The following is a 23,166-nucleotide window of genomic DNA, read 5'->3' as shown; positions in this document are numbered from 1 at the left end:
TGTTAGGTCAGGTGCCTTTACTTTCTGGCGTTGAAATGTGAATTTGAAGCCTCGCTAATGACTATGAGTATGAACATGACCGATCGAAAGGCGATTCGCCAAGACAAATGGCTACTGCGGCTAATGAAGGCTGGTTTACCTGTGGCGCTGATCTGTGTTGCGAGCTTGTGGGTGGGCCACCTTTATAATGATTCAGCCTTTGGGAAGCTGTTTTTAGTCACTTTGCCTATCGCATTGATTTTGGGTTTTGCCTACAACATCCGTTATGTAATGTTGCTGGCACGCGCTAAACGAGAAGCGTCGTCTGAATGAATGATCAGAGCGCCATACCGCTGAGTGCCCCCATTGCACACATCATTGAGACACATGCACAGCGCCTGCACGCCGCGGATGGCCAGGTGTTGGCTCGCGCAGGGCAGGACTGCCAAGGCTTTATGGTGGTGGTTACAGGCTGCATCCGTGTGTTTGCGCGCTCTAGTGCGGGGCGAGAGATCGATATGTATCGCATCCATCCTGGCGAAACCTGTGTATTAACTACGTCCTGTTTGATGGCGGGTGAAGGCTTTCCTGCAGAAGCCATTGCAGAGGAAGACACCGAACTCTGGGTGCTGCCAGTGGTGCAGTTTCGTTCTTTAATGGATCAGAGTGAAGTTTTTCGGCACTTTGTATTTTCCAGCTATGGAAGCCGTCTAACACGCTTACTCCAGCTCGTTCAGTCGGTGGCATTCGACACTATTGAACAACGCATAAACGAGTTTCTACTGGGTGAGTGTCGCCACGGGTTGGTGATCAGTATGTCGCATCAACAGATAGCTGATGCGTTGGGCTCTGCGCGTGAGGTGATCTCTCGCCAGCTCAAAACTCTCGAAAAGAAAGGGGTTGTTGCGTTGGCGCGTGGTCAGGTGGTTATTCTTGATTATCACGCCTTGGTGGCAGCACATAAAAAAAGTAAAAACGTCATGTGACTTGAGTCACTGAGAATGTGGGGCACCAGATGGATACTAAGTACTGAATTCTTCCAGAAGGAGTTGAACCATGGAAAAGAATATCGGTACTGTCGATAAAATCATTCGTGTAGTAGTAGGTTTGGTGCTTATCGCTCTAGTGTTTGTAGGCCCACAAACCCCTTGGGGCTGGATTGGTGTGCCAGTGGTTTTGATAGCGCTATTTGGTTGGTGCCCGCTTTATAAAGTGCTCAACGTATCTACCTGCCGCCGCTGCGAGTAATTCGCGAAGGTGGTGTCTTTGAAAGCCACCACCTTTCCTCTTTGTCCTACGTTTATTAGTAGTTAATGTCTTCTATGGCGGACATTTTTACCCTCCAAACAGGCGTTTGTTAACCTTTTATTAACCCGAATCTTGTCAGTCTTAGCGCGCTATTTATCAGGTCCGTAGTTAAGAAGAGAAGTTTGTCTATCCCCTTCCTGACGCAGTTGCTACGATATGATCTATTAACGTCTTTAATTCAGGACGCGATAGCAAATACAGCCAAGGTGGCTTGTTAGTCAATATGGACGTGTTTGGTTCACAATGTCAGAGGAATCAGCGTCACGTTGGGTACTTAACCGTCAGCGTATGACCTGATATCGATCAGACAAGTATGGGTCTGATGATAGGAAATAGGAGAGCAGGATGAAGCTTTTAGTCGTAGAGGATGATGCAGATCTGCGTCGTCAGCTAGTAACTGGCCTTGAGTCGCGAGGCTATACAGTAGAAGAGACTGCAGATGGGCAAGAAGCGCTTTATCTGGGATCAGAATTTGCATACGACCTAGCCATTGTGGATTTAGGTTTGCCATCACTATCGGGTGTTGAGTTAATTCGAGAGTGGCGAGCAAACAAGCGTAATTTTCCTGTGTTGATCCTAACTGCGCGCAGCGATTGGCAAGACAAAGTGGAAGGTCTTGAAGCGGGCGCAGATGACTTCCTCGTGAAGCCGTTCCATATGGAAGAGCTTTCCGCGCGCCTGAACGCGCTATTGCGTCGTGCGGCAGGACATGCCAAGCCGGTACTGAACTTTGGGCCGCTCAGCTTGGATACAACAGGCCGCGTTGTCTCGTTCGAGTCGCGCCCTGTTAAGTTAACCAGCTACGAGTATCGTACTCTTGAGTATTTGATGCTGAACGCAGGTAAGACGGTTTCCAAAGCTGAACTAACAGAACACCTGTACCATCAAGACTTTGACCGCGACAGTAACGTCCTTGAAGTGTTTATTCGTCGTTTGCGCCAAAAGCTGGACCCTGATCAGCAGCTACAGCCTATAACCACCGTTCGGGGCTTAGGCTACCGCTTCGATCTGCCTGCTTCCTAAAGCTTTGCTAATGAAAGCAGCGCTCAGTTGGCTGCCCACCTCCCTCAAAGCGCGGCTACTGGTCGCCTCCTTTGTCTTGCTACCCCTGATGGTGGGGGTAGCGGGTGTTGCGTTACAAAACTCTTTCTATAAAAGCCTCGAACTCTCCCTTGAAGAGCGTATGCGCTTGAAAGCTTATCTGGTGATCAACGCAACGGCTGAAGATGCGAATCAGCGCTTAAGCGTTGTGACATCCAGTGCCGGCGTAGAGGGCCAATTGCCAATCTATATTCATGACTATCAGCGAGTATTGCAGTGGTCGAGTACAGCGGCACAGGCGTACGGTGAGCCGCTATCGGTCTCTTTATCTGATCGGCCTCTCACGGTTGATCTCGTGCGGTTTGAGCACTGGGAAGATGAGGGCGTGTTTGTCTACCAGTATCCCGTGCAATGGCGTGGAAAAGAGCCCGCTGGCCGCTATCTCTTTTCCATCGTACAACCCGATACGGAATTGAAATCTGCCATGACGGCATACAAGTTGCAGTTATGGGGGTGGTTGGTAGCGGTTATTCTGCTCTCGCTGGTCATTCAGGCAGTGATTACACGCTGGGCGTTAAGTCCCTTGCAAGCGATGGTGGATGATCTCGTCAATATTGAGCGCGGTTACGCCACGCGTTTGGCGGGTGAATATCCGAAAGAGGTACAGGGTGTAACAGATAGCTTGAACCACCTACTGCATGTGGAGCGTAAGCAGCGCGAGCGCTATCGCAATACACTGGGTGATTTGGCGCACAGCTTGAAAACCCCACTCGCCGTTATTCGTGGGGCGGGTAATGAACAGCTGCCGCCAGAAGGTTATCGCTCGGTGGTGGATGAGCAGGTCCGTCGCATGGATCAAATTGTGCAATATCAGTTAGCGCGTGCTGTACGTAGCCAAAGTAAGAGCATGGCGCAGTCAACAACAGCCATTGCGCCGATGATCAAGCGGATCACCTCTGCGCTTGAGAAGGTCTATCGTGAAAAAGGTGTGCGCCTTGATCTGGACCTAGATGAATCGGCGGCTTATGCCGCAGATGAGCGCGACCTGATGGAGCTGCTAGGCAATATGCTTGAGAACGCGTTCAAGTATGGCCACTCTCATGTCAGTGTCACGCTGGCGACTAGCCAAGATGCAATTCAGCTTGATATTGAGGACGATGGCCTCGGTGTCTCACCTGAGATGCGTCAGGTGATTCTTGAGCGGGGAGCGCGTGTCGATACATCAGCGGCTCCCGGACAAGGTATCGGTTTGACCGTGGCTGTGGATATTTTGAGTAGTTATAACGGCCAGTTAGAGGTTGGCGAATCCTCGCTCGGGGGAGCGAGTTTCCGCATCATATTCCCATTGGGCTAAAGTGGTTTACTGAACACTTTCGAGCTACGTTGGAAGTTATAGCGTGCCTGCTTTTCTCCCGGTAGCTGCTCCAGTGAGGTTTCGGTAAAACCGTGCTCAATAAACCAATGAGCGGTGCGCGTGGTGAGTACAAACAGAGATGTGAGTCCCATCTCGCGTGCCCGAGCTTCGATAGCGCCAAGCAGCAGTTCGCCACGGTCGCCACCACGGTACTCGGGCGAGATCGCTACACATGCCAACTCAGCTGCGCGCTCTTCCTGAAACGGGTAGAGCGCAGCACAGCCAATCACAACGCTATCGCGCTCAACCACAAAGAAGTTATCAATTTCAGCCTCAAGCAGTTCTCGTGAGCGGCGCACCAAGGCCCCACGCTCCTCTAACGGTTTGATCAGCTCGATAATGCCGTTGATATCGCTGCCTTCTGCCTCGCGCACTTTCTCGTAGGACTCCTGCACAACCATGGTGCCTGAACCATCGCGAGTAAACAGTTCGGCTAGCAACGCGCCATCATCCTGATAGCTGATTAAGTGGCTGCGGGGAACGCCACCTGAGCAAGCTTGTGTGGCCATTAATAGCAGGCGTGCGAGTTCGGTATGGCTTTGCGTTGGATCGTCGAGCTGCGCAAGATATTGGTTGAGGAAGCGCTCTGCCGTGCGCACCAGCAACTCGCTACGGGTGCTGCCTTGGCTGTCGATAATACCGCTCTGTGCACCAAACAGAATGAGCTTGTCAGCTTGCAAAGCGATAGCGGTTTGCGATGCAACCTCTTCCACCGGTAAGTTGAAAATCTCGCCTGTGGTGGAGTAGCCAAGATTCGAGAGCAATACGATATTGCCAAGGTCAAGCTGTTGACGAATACCGTTATGGTCGATTTTACGTACTTCACCGGTGTGGCAGAGATCGACTCCATCTTGCACACCCAATGGGCGTCCTTTGACGTAATTACCTGATGAAACGCGCAGCTCGGCACCATGCATCGGTGTGTTGATCAGCCCCATTGAGAGTTTTGATTCAATCTTCGTGCGCAACACGCCAATCGCCTCGATAACCGAGGCAAGTGTCTCGCTATCGGTGACGCGGAGGTGGTGGTGCAGTTGCGAATCAACCCCTTTCTCGTCCAAGCGTTCTTGGATTTGTGGGCGTGCACCATGAATCAATACGAGTCGTACGCCAAGGCTGTTCAGCAGTGCGATATCGTGAATAATATTTTCGAAATTGGTGTGGTCGATCGCTTCACCGCCTAACATCACTACAAAGGTTTTGCCCCGATGTGCGTTGATGTAGGGGGATGAGTGACGGAACCATCCAACATAGTCTGTACTCGAGTCAGACACTTAGGAACTCTCCTTGTGCGGCGCTAGGCAGTAACGTTGGATTAGCTGCTGGAGTAGGTCAATGGACGGTTGTATCTGATCAAAGGCGAGATACTCGTCCGGCTGGTGGGCTTGGTTGATACTGCCAGGGCCCAGCACAATCGTCTCCATGCCTAGCGATTGTAAAAATGGCGCTTCGGTTGCAAACGCCACGGCCTTCGATGCTTGGCCGGTTAATCGTTCTGCCGTGGCCACTAAATCAGCGGTTTTTGCCGTCTCGAAGGAGGGGACGCCGGGAAATAGCGGCTCGTGCGTTAATTCAACACCGAACTGATCCGCGATAGGCGCGAGGCGCTTATCAACCTCTTCGCGTAGGTTGGCAATATTCATGCCCGGTAGCGGGCGTAAATCATACTCTAGATCGCACTGACCACAAATGCGGTTTGGGTTATCTCCGCCATGCACACAACCGAGGTTGAGCGTCGGTACGGAAACATCGAACGCGCTGTTCTGATGATTCTCTTGTAGCTCTTGGCGAAATGAGAGTAGCGTTCCAAGCGCACTATGCATAGCATCGAGCGCGCTTGCACCGAGAGCAGGGTTCGACGAGTGTCCAGCACGGCCTTTGATGCGCAGCGATTCCATCATAATGCCTTTATGCATCCGCACGGGTGTCAGGCTAGTGGGTTCTCCGACCACCGCATACCGAGCGCGCGGATAGCCACTGTTTGCCAGTGCCCGAGCACCTGACATTGAGCTTTCTTCATCGGCGGTTGCCAAGATGATGAGCGGCGCGTTGAGCTCGCTGTTGTCGAGGGCTTTAATCGCTTCGATCGCAAGGGCGAAAAACGCTTTCATATCGCAGCTACCCAAGCCGTAGAAGCGCTGATCGCGCTCGGTCAGCGTGAATGGATCACTCTGCCAAAGTTCGGCGTTGAAGGGGACGGTATCGGTATGGCCAGCTAATACGAGGCCGCCATCGCCGCTGCCGCGTGTGGCAACCAGATTGGCTTTACCCGGATAGTCAGGTACGGGAAGTATCTCGCACTGGAAGCCTAACGGTTCTAACCAACTTGCCAGCAGCTCAATAACACCGAGATTGCTTTGGTCCCATTCGGGCAAGGTGCAACTAACGGAAGGCTCACCGATAAGGCGAGTCATCATCTCTAGTAAGGTGGGCGTTTGCATAAGCGAAAACCTGCACGTTAGTTATTCATCACTATTGTGCAGGCTTTCGAGGGAGAGGTCGAGGTTAGGTGAACATGCCTTTAAACATAAAGAAGAACATGATCGCCAGAATCGCGCCTGCCGGTAGTGTAACGATCCAAGAAGCGAAGATCGTACCGACAACACGTAGGTTCAATGCTGCTAAACCGCGGGCAATACCAACACCCAAAACTGCACCCACAAGCGTGTGTGTTGTCGAAATCGGTAAGCCCGTTCCTGATGCCACGACCACTGTTGTGGCTGCTGCCAATGTCGCGGCGAAACCACGGCTCGGTGTTAGCTCAGTGATGTTGTTACCAACCGTTGCGATAACCTTATGGCCATACATAACGAGGCCAGCCACGATACCAGCACCACCTAGCAGCAGAATCCATGCTGGCATTGCCGATTTCTGTACAACCTCACCCCCAGAGTTAACCACACCGACAATCGCTGCCAACGGGCCAACTGCGTTCGCCACATCGTTTGAACCGTGCGCAAATGCCATGGCACATGCGGTGAACATCATCAGGACGCCAAATACTTTCTCAACGCTGGCGAAGTGGTAATCTTTATCTGCTTCTGGGTCGGCTTTCACTTTCTTGAGCATAGCAATACCCAGCATCATTGTAAGTGCCGCCACGCCAACAGAGATCAGCGCACTCATACCCCATGACAGATCAAGACCGATATGCTTCAAACCCTTGGTGAAGGTCACCATGGAAACAATGAAACCTACCAAGAAGATGTACATCGGTACGTAGCGCTTCGCGTTTTCGAATGGATTAGCAGTATCCAAAATCAGGCGTTGGACGCTACGGAAGAGGAAGAAGGCTATAAAGCCCGCCGTGACCGGCGAGACCACCCAGCTCGCAACAATCTTAGACACTTTGCCCCAGTTAACCGCATCGGCCGATATACCGACTGCTGCGAAGCCGACAATAGCACCGACAATCGAGTGCGTTGTCGATACTGGCCAGCCAAAATGCGTAGCGACCAAGAGCCAAATACCCGCTGCCAACAAGGCTGACATCATGCCGAACACCAGTAGTTCTGGATTGCCTGACAAAATGCCGGGATCGATAATCCCTTTACGGATCGTCGAGGTAACTGCCCCACCCGCTAGATAGGCACCGGCAAACTCGAAAAGAATCGCGATCATGATCGCTTGTTTAAGGGTCAGGGCTTTGGAGCCGACGGAGGTACCCATGGCGTTTGCCACATCGTTTGCACCAACACCCCAAGCCATGAAAAAGCCAAAGATACAGGCCAAAATAACGATAATATCGCCGTACTGCGCAATAATACTCATGATTATGCCTTTCGTAAGTTAGAAATTAGCGAGCTAGCAACAGCTGTAGACGGCTGCCGACTTGTTGAGCGCGGTCGGCAAGGTCGCCGATCCAGTTGATTACCTTGTACAAGAACATGGCATCAATCGGGTGCAATTGGCGCTCAATTTCAAACAGTTGGGAGCGGATCTCGCGCTCGAGCTCATCGTTCTTGTGCTCAAGCTCGTCCAGCTCAATGATCATATTTTCAACGATCTCGACTTCACGACCGCGGAAGCCAGTACCTACCAGCTCGTCCAGCTCATTGAGGGATTTGAGGGCTTGCTCAGAGGTGGCAAGAGCAGAGCGAACAAACGCGAGCATTTGTGGTTGGATAGGCTCTGGAATCGGCATTTCGCGGCCTAGCATGATGCCGGAAATATCTTTTGCGCGATTCGCTATCTTGTCTTGCATGCGCAATAGTTCTAAAAGGTCCGAACGTGGTACCGGTAGGAACACGCTGTTGGGCAAGTTTTGACGAACATCCTTTTTCAGTGCGTCTGCTTCGCCTTCCAAAACCGCAATGCGGTGCTGAATGTCCTTGGCTTTTGTCCAGTCATCAGCGATAACTGCTTCGAAGAATGGCAGTAGCTCACGTGCGCAAGTATTTGCTTTCGCAATATGCTCTTGCATCGGTTTGAAAGGTGAGCGGGCGAACATTTGCAAAATAGGATTATTGGTAACCATAACCTTGGGCCTAATTGAAATTTTTTCGGGCGCAAGTATAAAAGCCGGTGTCATTTATTTGTAGCGAAAATGACATGAAATGGTAAAAAAAGTGTCATTTATTGCGTCGAATCAGTCTGTTTTGTTGTAATAAAAATGTAATAAATCACGACTGTATATGATGCGTAAATGAGAGCGATATACATTGTAAATCATATGGCTTTTGAGCCATTTTCTGACGTTGGGGAAGTGTGTGGCGACTGAAACTGAATTGAAAATGCTGGTTCCTGAAGAGGATATCGAAAGACTAAAAAGCGAGTTGAGCGATATGGCAGGAACCGCAGGCGAGCATAAAATGCTGCAAAACCAGTACTACGACACCCCTTCGCTTACATTGAGTGGTGCCAAGGTCGCGTTGCGGATTCGCCGTGATGGTGAGGCTTTTATCCAAACCTTCAAAACCCAAGGGCGCAGCATCAACGGACTGCACCAGCGTCAAGAATGGGAGTGGGTACTGGCAACACCACAGTTGGACCTGCAAAAGCTCACTGAAGTGGAGTGGCCTGAGGCGTTAGATAAAGCCCAACTACAAGATCAGCTACTTGCTATTTTCAGTACCGATTTTACGCGCACCCTTTGGGATATTCAGTGGCAAGGAAGTGAATTAGAGGTGGTGATCGATCAAGGCCGTGTTGTGTTTGAGGATCCAGACACTGAGCAGCGCTACCAAGAGCCCATTTGCGAAGTGGAGATTGAACTCAAGCGCGGTGCTGAAGCAGCCATCAACAGTTTTGCCCAGCAGTTGCAACAGCAGATCCCCTCCTTGGTTCCCAGCGATATAAGCAAAGCTCAGCGTGGCTATCGGCTTTTCGATTGTGCTCGCAACGGCTGATAAAGATCATCCCCACGGGCGGCAACCTTTGATAAGCTGAGACAAAATCGATTGAGCGGATGGAGTCTTAAATGTTGCAGCCCGATTACAGCCAATTTCCTGCTGAACTGCATGACCTTCTCAAACAACAGCTAACGCGCTTGGAAGACCACCATGAGCTGATCGCGACGGCGCTCGATGATGCGCTGCTACCCGAGCTGTATCAGGTTTTGATTGGCAGTGACTTTGTGACCGAGCAACTGCAACGTCGCCCGGAGTTTCTCTCCGAACTCATGGCTCGAAACGCGTTAACCGAACCCTACACGGCTGCTACGTATCGGGCGCTTATCCAAGATGCCACCCAAACGCTCAGCAGCGCTGAAGCGCTGATGCCGGTGCTGCGCCGCTTGCGTCAGCAAGAACAGATCCGTTTGATCTGGCGTGATCTCACGCGGCGTGCTGATATGGCAAGTACCACTCAAGAGCTGAGTTGGATGGCTGACGCGTTTATCGATGTCACACTGGAGCATCTCTATCGTTTCCATTGTGAGCGCTTTGGCACGCCGCACGGGCCTGCTGATGAACAGGGCGAGCGCCAACCGCAGCGGATGGTTGTGATCGGGATGGGCAAGCTCGGTGCCAATGAGTTGAACCTCTCCTCCGATATCGATTTGATGTTCTGCTTCCCTGAAAATGGCGAGACAGTGGGCGGGCGAAAGTGTCTGGCTAACCAAGACTTTTTCATTCGCCTTGGACAAAAGCTGATTCAAACCCTCGATACCCTCAATGGCGAGGGATTTGTCTTCCGCGTGGATATGCGATTACGCCCGTTTGGCTCTGCAAGCCCCTTAGCGATCAGCTTTGCGGCGATGGAGCACTACTATCAAGATCAAGGCCGTGACTGGGAACGCTACGCCATGATCAAAGCGCGTATTGTCGCAGGTGATCAAGAGAAAGGGGCAGAACTGCTCAAAGAGCTGCGCCCGTTTGTGTATCGCAAGTATATCGATTTCAGCGCGTTTGAGTCACTGCGCGATATGAAAGAGATGATCAACCGTGAAGTGCGCCGCAAAGGTCTGGAGGACAACGTCAAACTCGGCTCTGGCGGTATTCGTGAGGTGGAGTTTATTGCACAAGCTTTCCAGCTAATCCGCGGCGGACGTGATCTGCGGCTGCAGCAGCGTGAGTTGCGCAATATTCTTCCGCTCCTACCTGAAACGGTGGGTATGCCCGAACATGCAGTCACAGAACTGTTGGATGCATACACCTTTTTGCGTAACACCGAACACGCCATTCAAGCGCTCGCTGATAAGCAAACTCAGGAGCTACCGCAGGATGAACTTGGCCGAGCACGGCTGGCATTTGTGATGGGCTTTTCTGATTGGCAGACCTTTGTAAATGAATTAGACGCGCAGCGTGACGCTGTGCGTCGCCACTTTGCGGATGTCATTGCGCCGGCTGAAGAAAGCACCGGTGATGAGGCGAGTACCAATAACTGGCTAACCGTCTGGACCGATGAGCTATCCGACGAAGAGGGCGCTGCGGTGATGGCGGAGCAAGGCTTCGATGACCCAGCACGCGCGTTTAAGCTGATTAACGATCTGAAGCACTCGCGTACAGTGCAGATGCTGCAGCAAACCGGCCTTGAGCGCTTAAAAGCGGTATTACCGCAGCTACTTGAACAGATCTCTGCGGTGGATAACGCCACCGAAACTTTGAGCCGCGTCCTAACGCTGGTGCAAGCGGTGTTGCGCCGCTCGGCATATCTGGTGTTGCTCGCGGAGAATCCCGCTGCGATTCAGCAACTTATCAAGCTATGTTCGTCATCGGTGTGGTTTGCTGATCAACTGGCGAAAAAGCCAGTGCTGCTCGATGAGTTGATTGACCCACGCACCCTCTACACACCGCCGGACAAAGCCCAGCTTGAAGCGGAGCTGCGTCAGCAGTTGCTGAGGATTCCACAAGAGGATACTGAGCAACTGATGGAGGCGCTGCGTTACTTCAAAAGCGCCCATATGTTGCGGGTTGCCGCCTCAGACATTACCGGCGTACTGCCGCTGATGAAGGTGAGCGATTACCTGACATGGCTGGCGGAGGCGATTCTGAAAAGCGTTTTGGAGATCGCTTGGGGCTTGATGGTTGAAAAGCATGGCCGCCCGCTCAAAAGCGCAGGTACTCCCAGCGAGCTGGATTTTATTGTTGTTGGCTACGGCAAGCTCGGCGGCATTGAGCTGTCTTATGGTTCGGATCTGGATCTGGTCTTTATCCACGACTGCGACCCGAACCTCTTTACCGACGGTGAAAAGTCCATCGCCAACTCAGTGTTCTTCACCCGCTTAGGGCAACGCATCATCCATATCCTGAACACCTTTACCGCCGGCGGTCAGCTTTATGAGGTAGATATGCGCCTGCGGCCTTCCGGTAATTCGGGGTTGTTGGTGTCATCGTTGAGCGCCTTTGAAGAATATCAGCATAAGGAAGCTTGGACATGGGAGCATCAAGCGTTGGTAAGAGCACGCGTTGTGGCAGGTCCAAGCCAGTTGGCTGAGGACTTTGAGGCCGTGCGTGCACGGGTGTTAGCGAAAACACGGGAGCTGCCAGCGCTGCAACAAGCGGTGGTTGAGATGCGCGAAAAAATGCGTGAGCATCTAGGGACATCGGAGCATGAGGCTCAGTCTGAGGGCTTGTTCCATTTGAAACAGGATCAAGGCGGTATCGTAGACATTGAGTTCTTAGTGCAGTACCAAGTGTTGGCTCATGCCATCAGCTACCCAAGTTTGTATCGCTACTCGGATAACATTCGTATTTTGGATGCCTGTGAAGCGGAGGGGTTACTGAGCGCAGCAGAAGCGGAGCAGCTGCGTGAAGCCTATAAGGCGTATCGTGCGACTGGCCATCGATTGTCGTTGCAAGAGCAGTCAAGTGTGATCAAAGAAGCGGAGATGCGCGAGCTGCGCGATCAAGTTAGAACGATCTGGCAACGCGTGATGCAAACGAGCCATTAAGGCGCAACGCTGAAATAAAAAAACCACCTGCATAGAGGTGGTTTTTTTTGCGATCAAAGATGCTTAGATCGATGTGAGCCAGCCGTGCTTATCTTCAGCTTGGCCCCACTGAATCGCATTCAAAGCTTGGCGCAGTTTCACTGTGGTTTCACCCACACCGCCGTTGCCGACTTTGTATTCTTGGCCTTTGTGGATCAATGTACCCACCGGTGTTAATACCGCAGCTGTGCCGGATAGTGCTGCTTCACAGCCCGGTTTAGCAGCGCGCTCGAGTAGTTCGTCTACTGTGAGCTGGCGTTCAGACACCTTCATACCTAGATCTTTTGCGATCGTCAGGATTGAGTCACGCGTCACGCCGTGCAAGAAGCTCTCATCGAGTGCTTTGGTGATCACTTCGTCGCCGTCGATTAGTAGGAAGTTCGCCGCGCCTGTTTCTTGCACATCGCCGCCTGGGCAGAACAGCACCTGATCAGCCTGTAGCTCTTTCTTCGCTTCTAAAATAGGGTTCAACGCGCTGGCGTAGTTACCACCGCTTTTGATCATTCCCATGTGTGGTGCACAGCGCATACCGGTATCGTCTAGCAGCAGGCGCAAGGTGGTGTCGCCACCAGAGAAGTAATCACCGACAGGAGAGAGCAAAATGTACTGGCACGAAGTTAGCGACGGCGCAGCGGCTTTACCGATGGCAGGCTCCGTACCGAAGTGCGTTGGGCGGATATACATAGAACCCGGTGGCTCAGGTACATCAGCGGCGAAGTGCTTGACGATATCAAGGATCATCGCTTCAGTTTGTGCCGGATCGATCGCAGGCAACGATAGCAGCTCGCTACTTTGAGCAAAGCGGGCAATATTACGATCCATACGGAAAATTTTGATGGAACCGTCTTGATGGCGGAAAGCTTTTAAGCCCTCGAAGCAGGTGCTGGAGTAGTGAAGAACATGCGCTCCGGGGTGAAGCTGGATGCTGTCGCTTGCGACGCGCTCAGCTGTGCTCCAACCTTCGCCGTCAAACCAAGAGATCGACATCTCTGGCATAAAAACAGTACCAAATGCTGCCATGCGGGTTACCTCAAAAAACTAACAGTTAGGTGAGTCAACCAATAAGCAGAGTGGGTGGAACAGGGTCCGTATAACACGTGTTGGCGACTCGGGATATGGTTCAGATTGTAATACAGCGGGGCGGTAAAAGGGAATGCGCAAACCGCCTGAAAGCGTTTGGTAATTGGGAGTTTCGCCATACTCTAGTATGATGAAAGGCTTGATATTTTGCTTTTCACTCAGCTTTGGAATCCCTTGTGTCAGATATTTGCATCATCAGCGATGGTAAGCCCGGACATGTGAATCAGTCGCTTGGCTTGGTGGATGCATTGCGCCGCGCTGCGCCACAACTTTCGTGCACTGAGCATACGATCTTGAGTTGGCGCGCTATCTTTGCCCTTATCGCGGCCCGAGTTACCGGTAAACAGCACGCATTCAGCCATGTAAAGCTGGTGGTGGGCACGGGGCGCCGCACGCATCTATCGTTACTGACGCTGCAATGGATAGTGGGTTGCAAAGCGGTGGTATTGATGCGCCCCTCGTTACCGAGCGCTTGGTTTAGTGCCGCTATTATCCCAGAGCATGACCAGCCGCCGGAGCTACCCAACACGTTAGCCACATTGGGCGCGTTAAACCGGATGCAACCGGGCACCAAGCAGGCTGATCAAGGCTTGATTCTTGTGGGTGGGCCATCGAAGCACTTTGACTGGAGTGATGATCACATCTGGCAGCAGATTGATAGTTTATTAGAGGACACCACACAGCAGTGGTTGCTGACCACATCGCGGCGCACGCCCGAGAGTTTTTTACAGCGTGCAACAGATTATCCGCTGCTATGTGTGATGCCGTTTGAAAATACTTCGCGGCACTGGCTGCCTGAACAATTAGCCAGTGCCAATGCGTGTTGGGTAACCGAAGATAGCATCTCAATGGTGTATGAAGCGCTGAGTGCCGGTTGTGAAACGGGCGTATTCGAGTTGCCAATCAAAACCGGAGGTTCGCGTGTAACGCGCGGGCTGGCGCGCTTGAAGGCTTCAATGCGCGTGATGACATTAACGCAGCGCCAGCGATCCACCGACGCTCCCTTGGCTGAAGCCGATCGCGCAGCAGCTTGGATTATGAAAAAGGGCTGGCTATGAAAGTGGTACAAGTCCTTCCCGACCTTGATGGCGGCGGTGTCGAGAAAGGAACGCTGGAGGTGGCACAAGCACTTGTGGCCGCGGGTCACGAATCGGTTGTTGTCTCTGCAGGAGGGCGGCTCGTGGCGCCGCTGGAAGCCGCTGGAAGCCGCCATTATCGCTGGGATTTGGGGCGTAAATCGTTACTGACTTTTCGGCATATCTGGGCGGTACGCCGTTGGCTGCAGAAAGAGCAACCGGATATTTTGCATCTACGCTCGCGTATGCCTGCTTGGGTGATGTGGCTTGCGTGGCGTGGGCTGCCATCTGGAAACCGCCCCCATTTAGTGACCACAGTGCATGGGCTGTACTCAGTTTCGGCATATAGCGCAATCATGACCCGCGGCGAGCGTGTCATTGCTGTTTCTGACACCATTGCAGACTATATTCGCACGAACTACCCCCAAACACCGGACCAGAAGGTCACGCGGATTTTCCGAGGTGTTGACCCTGCTGACTTTCCCTATCAATACCAACCCAGCGAGAGTTGGCTGGCGCAATACTATCAGGACTTTCCGCAGTTAGCAGGCCGTAAAGTGTTGATGTTACCGGGGCGTTTAACGCGCTTAAAAGGGCATTATGATTTTATTGAGCTTATCGCACGGCTGCGTGATAAAGGTGAGCCCGTGGCTGGGCTTATCGTGGGTGGAGAGGATCCAAAACGGCAAGCCTATGCCCAAGAGCTGCGCCAGCTTGTGGCAGATAAAGGGCTTGAAGAGGTGCTATTTTTTACCGGAGCACGTGCTGATATTCGGGAACTCTACAGCTGCGCTGATGTGGTGCTCTCGCTATCGACAAAGCCTGAAGCGTTCGGCCGTACCGTCGCCGAAGCGCTCACTCAAGGTGTGCCGGTGGTTGGCTATGATCATGGTGGCGTTGGTGAAATTCTGCGTGCGTTATATCCGCAGGGTTTGTCTCCGTTAAGCGATCTGGATGCGCTCGAAGCCAACGTTACTGCGCTGCTCGATACACCGGTAGCGCCAAAACCTAATCAACACTTTCTCAAAGCTGAGATGCTGCAAAGCACCCTCACACTCTACAAGGAACTCGTGACATGAAGATACTGATGTTCTTAGCGTCTAGTCTGGATGGCGGCGCGGAGAAGGTGGTGGCAGATCTCAGTAATGAGTTGGCGCGGCAAGGGGTATCGGTAACGGTTGCTGCGTTTACTGGCAGTCGATGGTTAGCACGGCTGTCGGATCAGGTAGCTGTTGTGCGCCTACCGGCCAGTGAATCAGCTTATAATCCGCGGCTCTACTTCAAACTGCGCCAAACCATTGCCCAGTTGCAACCGGACGTTGTGCACAGCCATGGCGCGAAAGCATCAAAGATTATTGCGCGATTACGTCGTGTGGTGCGTTTTACGCAGGTCGCAACCAAGCACAACTCGCGTAAGGGCAGGGTTTTTAACCGCTTACCCTACGTCACTGCCGTATCGGGTAAGGTCCAGCAATCCATTACCCAGCCTGCACGGGTGATCTTTAACGGCACTCATATTGATCCAGTGCTGCGGCCGCAAATACTCAGCGAGCAGGTTCGACTGCTGGCGGTTGGGCGGTTAGATCCCATAAAGCGTTTTGATCAATTAATTGAGGCGATGTCCCATCTGCCGGAGCACGTAAGCCTTGATGTGGTCGGGGATGGGCCGCAGCGGCAGGCGCTTGCGGCACTGGTTGATCAGCTATCGCTTGGGGAGCGCGTACAGTTATTGGGGCAGCAGAACGATGTGCCACGGCGTATGACACAAGCGCACGCTGTGGTGATCGCATCACGCAGCGAAGGTTACAGCCTCGTCATGGCTGAAGCGCTTTTTTATGGCAATGTGTTGTTATCGACTGAGGTGGGTGCAGCGCCCGAGATACTGCCGGCGAAGTTTTTGATCTGCGAGGGTGCGTTGGTCGAAAAGCTGACAGATATGATCACTCATCACGCGGACTATCGTGCTGAGTTTCGCCAGTTTGCCGATGCCAATGCTGAGACCTTTACGTGGCCACGCATCGCCCATCAGTATCAAGAGTTTTACCAAGCTGCCTTAGCGGGTAATATCGGCGCATGATCTATCTACTTCTTATTATTCTGTTTTTGGTTGGTCTTTACCTGTCGGCCCATTACAACTGGTGGCGCCCTTCGGTGGATGCGCTGGCGCCGCGGGTGCTGATGTATCACAGCGTGCAGGAGCAGCCGGGTGATACGCCTGCGGAGCTTGTGGTAACACCGCAGCGCTTTGCAGAGCAGATCGATTACCTGATCGGTAAGGGCTATCAGTTTTGTACGGTCAGTGAGTTGATAGCCGCGCCCGAGGCCGCGCACAAGCGCGTTGCGCTAACCTTCGATGATGGTTTTCGCGATAACTATCAGGTGATGTTTCCTATTCTGAAAGCTAAGGGTGCGAAGGCAACGATCTATCTTGCGCCAGAGATGGAGCAGATCGAGAAACTTAGCGCAGATGAAATACGTGAGATGGACGCTTCTGGTCTGGTGGAGTTTGGCGCCCACACCATGACCCATATTAATGTCAGCCAGACTCCTTTAGAGCAAGCAGAGGCTGAAATTTTGGCATCTAAGCGTTGGGTTGAGGCGCTGCTGAAAAAGCCATGTGATGCGTTTGCTTACCCGTATGGTCGCTTTAACGACGCGAATGTCGAACAAGTTAAGAGGGCAGGGTTTACCTCCGCTGTGACCGTTAAAAAGGGGATTGAGCCACTGACGGACTTCCATCGCATTAAGCGCGTTTCAGTGCTGCGCAGTACCAATCGTTGGCAGTTTGCCATCGCATTAGCTAAAGGGCGATATCGCGTATGATCAGTGTATTTTTGGTGGTACAAAACGAAGAAAAAAATATCGCGCGCGCGCTGGAAAGCGTCAAAGATTTTGCTGAAATTGTGATTGTTGATAGTGGCAGCACGGATAAAACCCTCGAAATTGCACGCCGCTATACTGACCGTATTTACCATCAGGCATGGCTGGGCATGGCGCGCCAAAAAGCGTTTGCGAAAGAGCTCTGTACCCACGAATGGGTGCTTAATCTCGATGGGGATGAGGAGCTGACGCCAGCGCTGTGTGAAGAGATCCAAACGCTGGTGGCGCAGAATCAGTTTGTGGGGGCATCGTTACCTTTTCAGGAGTATTTCCTCGGCCGCAAAATCCACCCGAAAACAAAGCAGAATCGCCACCTACGGCTGTTCCGCAAAAGCTTGGGCGAGTACGGCCACGAGCGCGACCACGAAAGCCTAACGATTAATGGACCCATCGCGAAGTTGAAGACGCCGGTGAACCATTATGGTGAGTTTTCGATCGCGGTTAAGGTGGACAAGATCAACCGCTATTCCACCAGCAAAGCGTTGGATAAGTTCGAAGCGGGTAAGTCGAGCAGTTTAGCTAAGCTGTTGTTGGTGTTTCCGGTGATGTTCTTTAAGTCTTACGTACTGAGGCGAAACTACTTAAACGGTCGGCGCGGCTTTATTGGAAGTGTGGTGAACGCTTTCTATGCCTTCCTAAAGGAAGCCAAGCTCTACGAGCAAAACGTAGCCCGCGATACGGAGTCCAAATAGCGCTGTGAATATCGCTGTTGTATTGGTGGCGTTGGCTGTGTTCGCGCAGCCGTTTGGGGTGAGTTTTGAACTACCGACACTTATTATGGCGTTGCTAGGGATCTATGACCTTGCAACAAACCGCGAGCGCCTTCGCCAGCGCAGCAGCTTACATATCTTTAGCGCCTTTTTTCTCTGTTTCTGGCTACCTGCCGCAATATCGCTACTTGACGCTACTTATCTTGAGAAAGGGGCTAAAACCGTTATTAGCATGTGGCGGTTCTACTTTGCCGGTGTATTCGTTATTTCACGCCTAAACAGTGCTGAGAGCCATGCGCAGCTTGCCAAGTGGTTAGCTATCATTTTGCTATTTTGGGTGGCGGATGCGTGGTTTCAGTTCGCGGTGGGGGTCGATATCTTCGGTCAAGCTTCCGCAGATCCGGGGCGCATCAGCAGTGTGTTCGGCGAAGACCCTATGTTTGGTTGGATGATGATTCCATTCACCACGGTTTTACTCTGGTGGGCGCAGCGCCAATTTGGGTTGGCTGCGCTTTATCTTTTGGTCCCTGTGTTGGTGCTCTCGTACTTTATTAGCGGTAATCGTGGTGCGGTGGTCTCGCTGGTTTGGATGGTGCTGGCGGGGGTAGCGATGCTGCATGTCTGGCGCTTCAGGTTGCCAAAAGCCTTAATGGTTAGCTCGATCCTTGTCTGTGGGTTGGCGGGTGCGCTCGTTGTGCAAAATGATGCGGTCCAGCAGCGTATTGGGCACTCGCTGAAATCGACAGAGGGCTCATTCGCGGCTTGGGATGAGGCCAGCTCCTACCGGTTGACGCTCTGGGCGACTTCGCTACGGATGATTCAAGACAACCCCATCAACGGTGTGGGGGTGCGCGGTTTTCGTTACGCATACCCGAGTTACGCGCAACAAGGTGACTTCTTTCTACATACGGATACTAAACGTGGTCAGCCTGCTGGGGCGTTCCACGCACATCAGATTGTTCTGGAAGCGCTAACCGATATGGGTCTGATTGGTCTGGTTGGCTTGCTGGTGGCATTTGCGCTGCTTGCTGAACGCCTGAAAGCAATTCTTACAGCCCGTAACTATCTGGCTGGCGCCTATTTTATCGGCGCGGTTGGGGTGTTGTTTCCGCTCAATACCGGAATATCGATCTACAGCAGCTACTGGGGGCAAGCGGTGTGGCTACTTGTGGCGCTGCTCTTTGCCGCATCATTTAGCCAAGCCTTGGCTAAGCCATCTGCTGCAGGCGGCTAGTCGGTTTTGCGATAGAGGTAGTTTTTGCCTTTTGGGTGCGTTTTAAAACGGCGGTGAACCCACATGTATTGGCAAGGGTCTTTACGAATGGCCCGTTCGATTTCGGCGTTAATACGGCTTGCATCAGCCACCTCATCTCCACTTGGAAAGTCCTCTATGATCGGAAAAAATTCCAGCTCATAGCCCTTATTGTCTGGGTTGCGGTGCTGAGAAAACATCAAAATAGGTGAGTTGTTGAGCTTCACCAAGCGTGACGTGGCGGTGATTGTTGCGGCATCTTGGCCAAAAAATGGCGCATAAACGGAGTATTTTGGCCCAAAGTCCTGATCCGGCGCATACCAGACCACACGGTTCTTGCGCAGCGCACGTAGCACCTGACGTAGGTTCTCGCGTTCAATGGTGCCAAGGTGGTTCCCACGTCCCTCACGGATCATTTTATCCATTAGAGGGTTATTGTGCTGGCGGTACATCACGTCAGCTTCGAAGTAACGTGAGAAGAGACGCCCACCAAGGTCAAGCGTTGAAAAATGCCCACCTAAGAGAATAACTCCGCGTCCTTGTGCTAGGGCTGCTTTCAGGTGCTGCTCGCCTTTGAGGGTGATCGGCATATCCAGTTTGCTGTCCGGCGCCCACCAACTCATACTGCTCTCAAAGAGGCCTATCGCGTTGTGGATAAAGGTTTGTTTAACCCATGCTTGGCGCTCGGTATCCGATAGCTGTGGAAAGCACAAACGTAAGTTCACATCCGTAATGTGGCGGCGGCTGGCGAATAGGTGGTACATCACTATGCCGAGCCAGCGTCCAAGCGTGATCTGCCAGCTGTAGGGTAATTTACAAATGAGCTTCAGTAACCCCATGCCCATCCACGTTGGCCAGTAACGTGGTGCTAAAAAACTTGCCTCGGGGGCTTGATTGGAACTCATTGGGGCCTCATCTAGGGGGGTAACAGTCACGTCATTAACGTCGAGCATCGCGCTGAGATTATCAGCTCAGGCTCAAAAGTGAGTATAATTGACCATTTTTAAGGAAACAGCAATTCATGAAGCCGACGAGCGATGACAGCGACGCGGGCCAAGGTTGGTCTGTTTACAAACGGCTACTGACCTATTCTGCAGCCTATTGGCCGGCTTTTTTAGTCTCTTTTGTCGGCTTCGCGATCTATGGTGCGACGCAGTTTCTGGCAGGTAAGTGGTTAGAATCGGTTATTGATGCCGTTAAAGAGGGTGCGCTGGATCAACGGTTATGGCTGGCACTGGCGGTACTGGTCATCTACGCGGGCCGCGGTATTGGCTCGTTCCTTGGTAATTACAGCATCAACTATGTTGCGCGCTTTGTAATCCACCACCTGCGTACGCAACTGTTTGATCGTATGTTGCTGCTCCCCGCGGATTATTATCATCACCACACCTCGGGTGAGATGCTGGCACAGCTGACATTCAATATCGAACAGGTAACCGTGGCAGCCACCGATTCTGTCAAAGTGTTCCTGCGCGAAGGCCTCACGGTGGTGGCGCTACTGGGTTACCTCTTTTACACCAACTGGAAACTCACACTGATCTTTATTGCGGTGGCGCCACTGTTGGGCGTGGTTATTAGCGTTGCCTCGAAGCGGATGCGCAAACTTGGCCATCGTATCCAGAAGTCGGTGGGGGATATTACCAGTGCTGCATCTGAGTCGATCAAAGGCTATCAGGTGGTGCGTGTATACGGCGGCACCGAGTTCGAGCGTGACCGTTTCCATAAAGCCAGTGATCTCAACCGCCGCCAGTACATGAAGTTGGTAGTCGCTGAGTCGATTAATACGCCAGTGGTACAGTTTTTGGTGGCGATGGCGCTAGCGACGTTGATGTATATCGCGATGTCGCCTGCGGTGATGGGAAGTATGACTACCGGAGAGTTTGTAGCATTTATCACCGTTGCGGGCATGATCACTAAACCACTGCGGATGCTGACCGAGATTAACGCGACGATGCAGAAAGGGCTGGCAGCGGCGAACGCTGTTTTCACCACGATGGATCAAACCGCTGAGCAAGACCATGGCTCGTTGGCACCGGCGCAGGTATCGGGTGAGCTGTGTTTCTCGGATGTGACGTACCAGTATCCAGAAGCGTCGGTGGCATCGCTACAGCATTTCTCCCTCCAGTTACACAAAGGGCAAACGGTCGCATTAGTGGGGCGCTCTGGTAGCGGTAAATCCACGGTGGCTGGATTGATACCGCGCTTTAATGACGGTTGGCAAGGCGAAATTCTACTCGATGGGCAGCCGCTACAGGACTACAGTCTTGCGGCATTGCGCCAACAGATCGCTATTGTGAGTCAGCATGTGGTGCTGTTTAACGGCACCATTGCTGAGAATATCGCGTATGGAGCGCAAGCCAATGCGACACTTACCGAGATCGAAGCTGCAGCGCGTGCCGCCCATGTGATGGAGTTTGCGGAGCGCTTGCCTGATGGTTTGCAAACTCAGGTGGGTGAGAGCGGCGTGCTGCTTTCGGGCGGACAGCGCCAGCGCATCGCCATTGCGCGCGCCATCTTGAAAGATGCACCGATTCTTATCTTGGACGAGGCAACATCGGCGCTCGATACTGAATCTGAGCGCCATATTCAGGCGGCGTTGAACACCGTGATGCAAAATCGTACCACGCTGGTGATCGCTCATCGTCTCTCGACCATCGAGAATGCAGACCTGATCGTCGTGATGGATCAAGGTCACATCGTTGAGCAGGGCACACATGATGCGTTGATCAACCGTAAACAACACTACGCCAGCTTGTATAACATGCAGCGAAATGAGGAGTCGGATGGCTAACGTCCTGCGTTTTATCTACAGCGTTATTTTTACGCTACTTATTCCGGTTTTATTGGTACGTTTGTTTTGGAAAAGTACCAAGGTAAAAGGTTATCGAGCGCGTTGGTGGCAGCGTTTTGGTTTTGTGCCGCGCATTGAAGGGCGTCCTTTGTGGATTCATGCGGTATCTGTGGGCGAAACCATGGCGATAGCGCCACTGGTGGAGCGCTTGCTGCAAGAAAGCCCAGAGCTTCCTATTGTGATGACCAGCATGACACCAACAGGCGCTGACCGGGTGCGTGCCCTCTTTGGTGATCGCGTTCAACATCTCTATTGTCCGTACGACCTGCCGTTTGTGATTCGGTTATTCCTTGCGCGCGTGCAGCCGCGTGGTTGTATGGTGGTGGAAACGGAACTGTGGCCCAATATGATCGCCGGTTGTAAGCATGGCGGCGTCCCTCTGTTGATCGCCAATGCGCGGCTATCGGAGCGCTCGGCAAAAGGCTATGCGCGCTTTGGCCGTCTAAGCCAACAGATGCTCAACGATATCGCATTGCTAGTGGCACAGCACCCAACGGATGCACAGCGCTTTCTCTCTTTGGGGATGACGCCATCTAAAGTCATTGTATCGGGCAGTATCAAATTTGATATTGATATTACCGATGCACAGCGCCGTGTTGCGCGCCAGCTAAAAACCACGCTGGGCGGACGCCCTGTGGTTGCGTTATTGAGCAGTCACGCTAATGAAGAGAAACAATTTCTGGAGGCGATGAAGCCGCTGTGGCAGCAGCATGAAGATGCCATCGCGATGGTTATTCCGCGTCATCCAGAACGTTTTGTCGAAGTTACGCGCATGGCTAAAGAGCTGGGCGAGCAACCCGTACTGCGCTCGAGTGGCGATGAGTTTAGCCGCGATCATCGCGTGTATATCGCGGATACCATGGGTGAGATGTTAACGCTATGTGGCGCTGCTGATGTGGCGGTGATGGGGGGAAGCTTTGTGTCGGTAGGCGGCCATAACCCTCTAGAACCTGCTCTGATGCGTGTTCCCGTTGTGATTGGGCCTCACCATCATAACTTCGCCGCTATCACCCAAGGTTTGGTGGATGCGGGCGGTGCAGTGTGTGCAAGCGATATGGCCGAGGCGGTGGCCCAGAGTGCAAGCTGGCTTGCGCAGGAGCATGTACGAGAAACGGCGGGTGATGCAGGCTGCTGCTTTGCTGAATCGCAAAAAGGTGCGTTGAACCGCCTATTGCAAGCGGTTCGTGCACGGCTGCTCGCTTAG

General features: G+C 52.5%; 21 protein-coding genes. 15 read left to right on the top strand and 6 right to left on the bottom strand.

Annotation, left to right across the window (positions count from 1 at the left end):
- Positions 1-75: 75 nt before the first annotated feature.
- The 5 genes from E4L36_RS10540 to E4L36_RS10520 all read left to right on the top strand — a co-directional run bounded on the left by E4L36_RS10540 (position 76) and on the right by E4L36_RS10520 (position 3,682).
- Positions 76-312 carry a hypothetical protein gene (locus E4L36_RS10540; protein WP_127693423.1) on the top strand — a complete coding sequence of 79 codons (237 nt, stop codon included), beginning with the start codon at positions 76-78 and terminating at the stop codon, positions 310-312.
- Positions 309-965 (top strand): Crp/Fnr family transcriptional regulator, encoded by a 657-nt coding sequence (locus E4L36_RS10535; protein ID WP_136680577.1) that lies wholly within the window; start codon positions 309-311, stop codon positions 963-965. The genes E4L36_RS10540 and E4L36_RS10535 overlap by 4 nt, the downstream gene beginning before the upstream one ends.
- Positions 966-1,035: 70 nt before the next feature.
- Positions 1,036-1,227, top strand: coding sequence for a DUF2892 domain-containing protein (locus E4L36_RS10530; RefSeq protein ID WP_127693421.1), 192 nt, complete (start codon positions 1,036-1,038; stop codon positions 1,225-1,227).
- A 405-nt stretch (positions 1,228-1,632) separates the two neighbouring features.
- Positions 1,633-2,310: a response regulator transcription factor gene (locus E4L36_RS10525; protein WP_127693420.1), complete on the top strand. Its 678-nt coding sequence runs from the start codon at positions 1,633-1,635 to the stop codon at positions 2,308-2,310.
- 10 nt (positions 2,311-2,320) lie between these two features.
- Entirely contained in the window at positions 2,321-3,682 is a 1,362-nt protein-coding gene (locus E4L36_RS10520) for an ATP-binding protein (protein WP_136680576.1), read from the top strand.
- On the opposite strand, the gene argA is transcribed toward E4L36_RS10520, so the two are convergent.
- From argA to E4L36_RS10500, 4 genes are all read right to left on the bottom strand, one after another.
- Positions 3,679-5,016, bottom strand: a complete 1,338-nt coding sequence (gene argA / locus E4L36_RS10515; protein WP_136680575.1) for an amino-acid N-acetyltransferase — start codon at positions 5,014-5,016, stop codon at positions 3,679-3,681. The genes E4L36_RS10520 and argA overlap by 4 nt on opposite strands.
- Positions 5,017-6,183 carry an acetylornithine deacetylase gene (argE, locus tag E4L36_RS10510; RefSeq protein ID WP_136680574.1) on the bottom strand — a complete coding sequence of 389 codons (1,167 nt, stop codon included), beginning with the start codon at positions 6,181-6,183 and terminating at the stop codon, positions 5,017-5,019. It lies immediately after the preceding gene.
- Between the two features lie 64 nt (positions 6,184-6,247).
- Positions 6,248-7,513: an inorganic phosphate transporter gene (locus tag E4L36_RS10505; RefSeq protein WP_136680573.1), complete on the bottom strand. Its 1,266-nt coding sequence runs from the start codon at positions 7,511-7,513 to the stop codon at positions 6,248-6,250.
- 25 nt (positions 7,514-7,538) lie between these two features.
- Positions 7,539-8,219 carry a TIGR00153 family protein gene (locus E4L36_RS10500; RefSeq protein WP_127693415.1) on the bottom strand — a complete coding sequence of 227 codons (681 nt, stop codon included), beginning with the start codon at positions 8,217-8,219 and terminating at the stop codon, positions 7,539-7,541.
- Between the two features lie 232 nt (positions 8,220-8,451).
- Between E4L36_RS10500 and E4L36_RS10495 the strand changes: the two genes are divergently transcribed.
- Complete coding sequence (locus tag E4L36_RS10495) at positions 8,452-9,090, top strand: CYTH domain-containing protein (RefSeq protein WP_136680572.1); 639 nt, start codon at positions 8,452-8,454, stop codon at positions 9,088-9,090.
- Between the two features lie 71 nt (positions 9,091-9,161).
- The gene (gene glnE / locus E4L36_RS10490) at positions 9,162-12,074 is read left to right on the top strand and encodes a bifunctional [glutamate--ammonia ligase]-adenylyl-L-tyrosine phosphorylase/[glutamate--ammonia-ligase] adenylyltransferase (protein ID WP_136680571.1); all 2,913 of its coding nucleotides are present in this window, start codon (positions 9,162-9,164) and stop codon (positions 12,072-12,074) included.
- A 63-nt stretch (positions 12,075-12,137) separates the two neighbouring features.
- On the opposite strand, the gene E4L36_RS10485 is transcribed toward glnE, so the two are convergent.
- Positions 12,138-13,133: a branched-chain amino acid aminotransferase gene (locus E4L36_RS10485; RefSeq protein WP_136680570.1), complete on the bottom strand. Its 996-nt coding sequence runs from the start codon at positions 13,131-13,133 to the stop codon at positions 12,138-12,140.
- Positions 13,134-13,369: 236 nt separating this feature from the next.
- Here E4L36_RS10485 and E4L36_RS10480 point away from each other — a divergent pair, with 236 nt between their 5' ends.
- From E4L36_RS10480 to E4L36_RS10455, 6 genes are read left to right on the top strand one after another with little or no spacing between them, the layout of a single operon-like run.
- Entirely contained in the window at positions 13,370-14,251 is an 882-nt protein-coding gene (locus tag E4L36_RS10480) for an ELM1/GtrOC1 family putative glycosyltransferase (protein ID WP_169051524.1), read from the top strand.
- Entirely contained in the window at positions 14,248-15,348 is a 1,101-nt protein-coding gene (locus tag E4L36_RS10475) for a glycosyltransferase family 4 protein (RefSeq protein ID WP_136680568.1), read from the top strand. The genes E4L36_RS10480 and E4L36_RS10475 overlap by 4 nt, the downstream gene beginning before the upstream one ends.
- Complete coding sequence (locus E4L36_RS10470) at positions 15,345-16,346, top strand: glycosyltransferase (protein ID WP_136680567.1); 1,002 nt, start codon at positions 15,345-15,347, stop codon at positions 16,344-16,346. The genes E4L36_RS10475 and E4L36_RS10470 overlap by 4 nt, the downstream gene beginning before the upstream one ends.
- Complete coding sequence (locus E4L36_RS10465) at positions 16,343-17,092, top strand: polysaccharide deacetylase family protein (RefSeq protein ID WP_136680566.1); 750 nt, start codon at positions 16,343-16,345, stop codon at positions 17,090-17,092. Before E4L36_RS10470 ends, E4L36_RS10465 begins: the two co-directional genes overlap by 4 nt.
- The gene (locus E4L36_RS10460) at positions 17,089-17,841 is read left to right on the top strand and encodes a glycosyltransferase family 2 protein (protein ID WP_136680565.1); all 753 of its coding nucleotides are present in this window, start codon (positions 17,089-17,091) and stop codon (positions 17,839-17,841) included. The genes E4L36_RS10465 and E4L36_RS10460 overlap by 4 nt, the downstream gene beginning before the upstream one ends.
- Positions 17,842-17,845: 4 nt before the next feature.
- Entirely contained in the window at positions 17,846-19,093 is a 1,248-nt protein-coding gene (locus tag E4L36_RS10455) for an O-antigen ligase family protein (RefSeq protein ID WP_136680564.1), read from the top strand.
- Here E4L36_RS10455 and lpxL read toward each other — a convergent pair.
- The gene (lpxL, locus tag E4L36_RS10450; RefSeq protein ID WP_136680563.1) at positions 19,090-20,016 is read right to left on the bottom strand and encodes an LpxL/LpxP family Kdo(2)-lipid IV(A) lauroyl/palmitoleoyl acyltransferase; all 927 of its coding nucleotides are present in this window, start codon (positions 20,014-20,016) and stop codon (positions 19,090-19,092) included. The genes E4L36_RS10455 and lpxL overlap by 4 nt on opposite strands.
- 116 nt (positions 20,017-20,132) lie before the next feature.
- On the opposite strand from lpxL, the gene msbA reads away from it, so the two are divergent.
- Together msbA and waaA are read left to right on the top strand one after the other, a co-directional pair.
- Positions 20,133-21,902, top strand: coding sequence for a lipid A export permease/ATP-binding protein MsbA (msbA, locus tag E4L36_RS10445; protein ID WP_136680562.1), 1,770 nt, complete (start codon positions 20,133-20,135; stop codon positions 21,900-21,902).
- Positions 21,895-23,166 (top strand): lipid IV(A) 3-deoxy-D-manno-octulosonic acid transferase, encoded by a 1,272-nt coding sequence (gene waaA / locus E4L36_RS10440; protein ID WP_136680561.1) that lies wholly within the window; start codon positions 21,895-21,897, stop codon positions 23,164-23,166. The genes msbA and waaA overlap by 8 nt, the downstream gene beginning before the upstream one ends.

Source organism: Neptunomonas sp. XY-337 (assembly GCF_004959845.1).
GTDB classification, from domain to species: Bacteria; Pseudomonadota; Gammaproteobacteria; order Pseudomonadales; family Balneatricaceae; genus Neptunomonas; species Neptunomonas marina.
This window is presented reverse-complemented; position numbering and strand designations above follow the sequence as displayed.